4 protein-coding genes are annotated in these 4,759 nt (G+C 57.4%); 1 reads left to right on the top strand and 3 read right to left on the bottom strand.

Annotated features, from left to right (window positions below; genetic code table 11):
• Window positions 1-390: 390 nt before the first annotated feature.
• Window positions 391-1,347: a class B sortase gene (locus ACZ25G_RS03760; RefSeq protein WP_463681593.1), complete on the bottom strand. Its 957-nt coding sequence runs from the start codon at window positions 1,345-1,347 to the stop codon at window positions 391-393.
• 290 nt (window positions 1,348-1,637) lie between these two features.
• Here ACZ25G_RS03760 and ACZ25G_RS03755 point away from each other — a divergent pair, with 290 nt between their 5' ends.
• Window positions 1,638-1,793 (top strand): hypothetical protein, encoded by a 156-nt coding sequence (locus tag ACZ25G_RS03755; RefSeq protein ID WP_191482929.1) that lies wholly within the window; start codon window positions 1,638-1,640, stop codon window positions 1,791-1,793.
• 87 nt (window positions 1,794-1,880) lie between these two features.
• Here ACZ25G_RS03755 and ACZ25G_RS03750 read toward each other — a convergent pair whose 3' ends face one another.
• Together ACZ25G_RS03750 and ACZ25G_RS03745 are read right to left on the bottom strand one after the other, a co-directional pair.
• Window positions 1,881-3,623: a sensor histidine kinase gene (locus tag ACZ25G_RS03750; protein ID WP_463681592.1), complete on the bottom strand. Its 1,743-nt coding sequence runs from the start codon at window positions 3,621-3,623 to the stop codon at window positions 1,881-1,883.
• A 44-nt stretch (window positions 3,624-3,667) separates the two neighbouring features.
• The gene (locus tag ACZ25G_RS03745) at window positions 3,668-4,369 is read right to left on the bottom strand and encodes a winged helix-turn-helix domain-containing protein (RefSeq protein ID WP_191510649.1); all 702 of its coding nucleotides are present in this window, start codon (window positions 4,367-4,369) and stop codon (window positions 3,668-3,670) included.
• Window positions 4,370-4,759: the final 390 nt, after the last annotated feature.

Here is a 4,759-nt window from a genome sequence, read left to right as displayed (position 1 = left end):
GGCGACTCGCCGCCCGCGTTGCACGCAACTATGTTGCGATTGACACCACAGCGCGATATCCTCCACCGGAAGGTGGCGGACCTGCGGTCAGCAAGACGCGGCCCCTACCGGGGCGGGATGACGCGCCCCAAGTTATATTTGCGACACTGCCGCGGCACACGCGACTTAGTTACCCATAGCACCACAGCACGACTTGGGAGCGGCGACTCGCCGCCCGCGTTGCACGCAACTATGTTGCGATTGACACCACAGCGCGGCTTCCTCCGGCGGTAGCCGGCGCGATCTGGCTGCGGGCACTGCCCGCCGACTCGCCGCCACATAAACAAAAAAGGGACCGCATAGATATGCGGTCCCTTTTGGTCTGTAGTCTGTATAATGGTGGGGCGCGCCTTACAGGTTGGGGCGCACTGGATCCGGATTGGCTGTCACCTCGTAGGGAGTGGCCTTTTCCTCCTGGCGCAGCAGGCGTCCCATGACCACAAAGCGCTGCCGGTCGGTGGAACCGAAGCGGCGGGTGCAGGTGGAAAGGGAGATGAGCTTATCGTTTTCATCCACCAGCACGTCGTAGTCGTGCTCGCTGCGCTCCCGGGCGCTGGCCACCATCTCCATCATCTCATCGGTGTTCAGGTTGGGGTAGTAATAGGGGAAGGTGTCCTCGGTATAGAAGGCGGCGAAGATCTTGAAGGTCATGCTCTGCTCCTGGGTGGTGAAGTGGATGAACAGGTTCTCCTGGGCAAAGTCCAGATGCTGGAAGGCGGTCAACTGGGCGAACATCTCGTCGCTGGGATCGCCGATCTTAGGATCCGCGCTGTAGTTAGTCCAGTTGTGGCCATAGATGACGGTGTTGTGGGAAAGCTGAGAGGCGTTGCCCAGCCGGTCCTCATAATCGGCCAAGATGACGCCGTTATAGCTGTAATTTCCGTCGTAACCCAAGGACATATAGGTGCTGTTATCGGTAAATTGCACCACCGGGTAATTGATGTTGGTCCCATCCACTGTCAGCCAGGCTTTGACGTCGCTGTTGACAGCGTTGTATTCCGCGATCTCATCAAAGACCGAATCGTCTACATAGGGGGAGTTCTCCAGATTCCCGGAGCCTGGCAGCATCTCGGCTTCGGTCAGCTCCCGGCTCTCGCTGCTGGAGGAAGAGGACGACGAGGAGGAAGATGAGCTGGAGCTGGAACTGGAGCTGGGCTCTTCCGGAGCTTTCAGCACAATGTGGAAGACAAAGCGGTCCAGCACCGCCGCCAAAAGCAAAAAGAGCACAAAGGCCGTCGCAATCAATACATTTCTATTGCGGAAAAACTTACAGATCTTCTTCCACAAGCCGGATAATTGTTTACTCACGTTCTGATTCAGCTCCTACCATTTTTTTAATCATTGATCCGCCCCCAACGAGAGCGCAGAATCTTGTCCTATTATAGCATAAATCCTGGGTTCTGTTGTCATTCTGAAAAAAATTTTACAATTTTTTTTGGATTTGCTCCTTTTTTGTCTGGAAATTTTTTCATTTCCTGCACATGGTTTTTACAAAATTCCCGCATCAAATTCATATTCATCGCATATACTAGTAACTAGCCGCTTCAAAGGCCATATTTCACAGAAAGGAGCCCGCTTCGGCGGGGAGAGAAAACGACATGGAATACAACACTGCAAACGCGATGCAAGCGGGAAACCATGATGTAAACGCCCATCAATCCCGATGGTTCTCCGTATCCGGCGATATTGACGATTTCATCTTTTTTGACGAAACCGAGGATGGATATGAACATACTTACATCAGCGAGAAATAATTCCACCATCGCCCCACATCCATAAAACCCGGAAGAAATGAAGCTTTCTTCCGGGTTTTGTTCTGTCTGCTCTGCGAAAAGGATAGGCTATTCCTTTTCCAGGGGGATCCGCACGGCGATGGTGGTGCCCCGGCCCTCCTCGCTGCGCAGGGAAATCTCCCCGCCTAGGTTGGCCGCCACATGCTTGACAATGGAAAGACCCAGGCCGGTGCCGCCGATCTTCCGGCTGCGGCCCTTATCCACCCGGTAGAACCGCTCGAAAATCCGGCCCTGGTGCTCCCTGGCGATGCCGATGCCGTTGTCCTCCACCACGATTTTCCCGTTGGGCCCCTCCCTGTGTATCTGCACCTTCACATAGCCGCCGGGGCGGTTATATTTCACCGCGTTGTCCACCAGGTTGGAGATCATCTGGAACACATCCTCCCGGAAAGCAAGGATGGTGACGCTTTCCCCTTGGGCTGTGACGGTGATCCCATTCTTTTGGGCCTCGTGGGAGACCTGGTCCACCGCCTCCTTGGCCACCTCCAGCAGATCCACCTGGGTCAGGGGCGGATGATATTCCTCCGCCTCCAGGCTGGAGATCTTCAGGATGTCCTCGATGATACTGGTCATCCGCTCCGACTCATCCCGGATCCGCAGCAGGTATTCCCGCGACTTCCGCTCGTCCTTGACCAGGCCGCCCGCCAGCAGCTCCGCAAAGCCTTTAATGGAGGTGATGGGGGTCTTCAGCTCATGGGAGGCGTTGGCCACAAACTGGCTGCGCATCTGCTCCATCTGGCGGGTCTGGGTCACATCGGTGAGCAGGACAACAGCCCCCAGATGATGCTCCTCGGGGCCGCTGCTAATCCAGCTGGCCCGCACCGGCGAAATATTCACCGACACAATGGCGCCTACCGTCCGCCGCAGATCCATGTCAAAGATACAGGAGCGGCCCTCCTTCACCGCCAGGGTGACGCTGTCATACAGCTTGATGTCCCGGGAAAGGTGGATGAAATCCAGCCCCTCCACCTCCTGGCTCTCCCCCAGGAAGTTGCGGGCGCTGCGGTTGACTAAGAGGATCTTCATCTCCGGGTTGACAAAGACCAGGCCCTGCTCCATATTGTCCAGGATAAACCGGGTCTGGGCCATCTGGACGCTGAGCCGGTCCTTGGCCCGGGTGATGTCCTCGCTCATCTCCCCGATAGTCTTGATCAGGGGGGTAATCTCCTCCAGCGCTTTGGTGCTGACCGGCTCTTGCCCCTCTTCCGGGTGGTCAATCTGCCGGCTGAGGGCGTCCACCGTATCGGTCAGAGGCTTCACCGCCCGGCTGGCGCCGTAGCGGGCCAGGATCAGGGCCGCGGCCAGGGCAATGACCACCGCCACCAGGACGATAGGCCAAAGGGATACCAAGGTATCCACCACCTCGCCGGTGGAACGGGCCATTCTGAAAACATTGTCCCCCGACCGGATGGCCACATAGAGCATGCTGGTCAGGAAGGTATCCGACTTCCGGCTGGCCATACCGTATCCCGTGGCCAGGGCCTCCTGGATCTCCTCCCGGTCCCCATGGTTCTCCATCTGGGCGGCGTCCTCATCCGAATCCCCCAGCACAGTGCCGTCAGACGCCACGATGGTGATCCGGTTGCCGCTGAGCTCTTTCATCTCGTCGGCGACCGCTTCCATATCGGCGTTGCCGTTGACCGTGGATACCATAATCTGTAGGCTCTGGTCCATGCTGTCCACAATGTCCTGTTCCTTCACCGAAACGAACATCGCCGCCATCACCGTGCTCACCAGCAGGATCACCACGGCGCTGATGATGAATATCCGTAAAAACAAGCTTTTCTTCATGAAAATCTCCCTTGCCCCCGTGGGAAACGGGAGCTCTTATTCCGTCACGCCTCGCTGGCGCCGATAAACCGGTATCCAACTCCCCGCACCGTCTTGATATACCGCTGGGTTTCCCCGTTGTCCCCCAGCTTTCCCCGCAGGGTGCGCACATGCATATCCAGGGTGCGGGTCTCCCCTACATAGTCATAGCCCCAGATTTCATCCAGCAGGGTCTCCCGGGGCAGGACCCGGTCTTTGTTCTCCATTAAAAGCCGGAGCAGCTCAAATTCTTTCAGGGTCAATTCCACCGGTTCCCCGTTTTTGGTCACCGTCCGCTTGTCCGCGTCCAGGGTGATGCCGCCTAAGGTCAGCACCTCGGATTTCTTTTGGTAGGCCTCGCTTTTGCGCAGGGCCGCCCGGACCCGGGCCGCCAGCTCCAGCACCCCAAAGGGCTTGGTGACATAGTCGTCGGCCCCCTTGTCCAGGCCCGTCACCTTGTCCACCTCGCTGGACTTGGCGGTGAGCATGATCACCGGGATGGACTGGGTCTCCTTCTGGGACTTGAGCTTTTCCAGGGCGGTAATCCCATCCATGCCCGGGAGCATAATGTCCATCAAAATGAGATCCGGCAGATTTTTCTTTGTCTCCTCCAGGCATTCCTCTGCGCTTTCAAAGGCCTGGATTTCATAGGAAAAGGATTCCAAGGTGCATTTGATGACCTCCCGGATATCCTCCTCATCTTCTGTAATAAAAATTCGTTTTGCCATTGCTTTCTTCCTTATTCTTGCCCTAGCGGGCAGCATGACGCGCACTTGGTTTTGTCTGCGACACCGCCGCGTCGCACGCGCGCCTACCGGCGAGGATGACGCGCCCTTGGTCTTGTTTGAGACACTGTACGCGATGCCCGCAAATGGGTCTCGATTGACACATCAGCGCGATTTGGCTGCGGCGACTCGCCGCCCGCGCGCCTGCGGAGAGCAAGACGCGCACTGAGTCTCGTTTGCAACACTGCCCACCCGCGGCAGACGGCTCTGCGCTCATGCCGCGGACCTGCGGTCAGCAGGTCGCGCCTCTGGCTTTATTTGTAATACTGTCGCGTCGCACGCGTTTTTGTTGCCAATGGCACTACAGCGCCATCTGGCTGCGGACACTGTCCG

The sequence above is a fragment of the Zongyangia sp. genome, from assembly GCF_965361945.1.
Note: the sequence above shows the minus strand (reverse complement) of the source record. Positions and strands in the feature narration are given on the sequence as shown.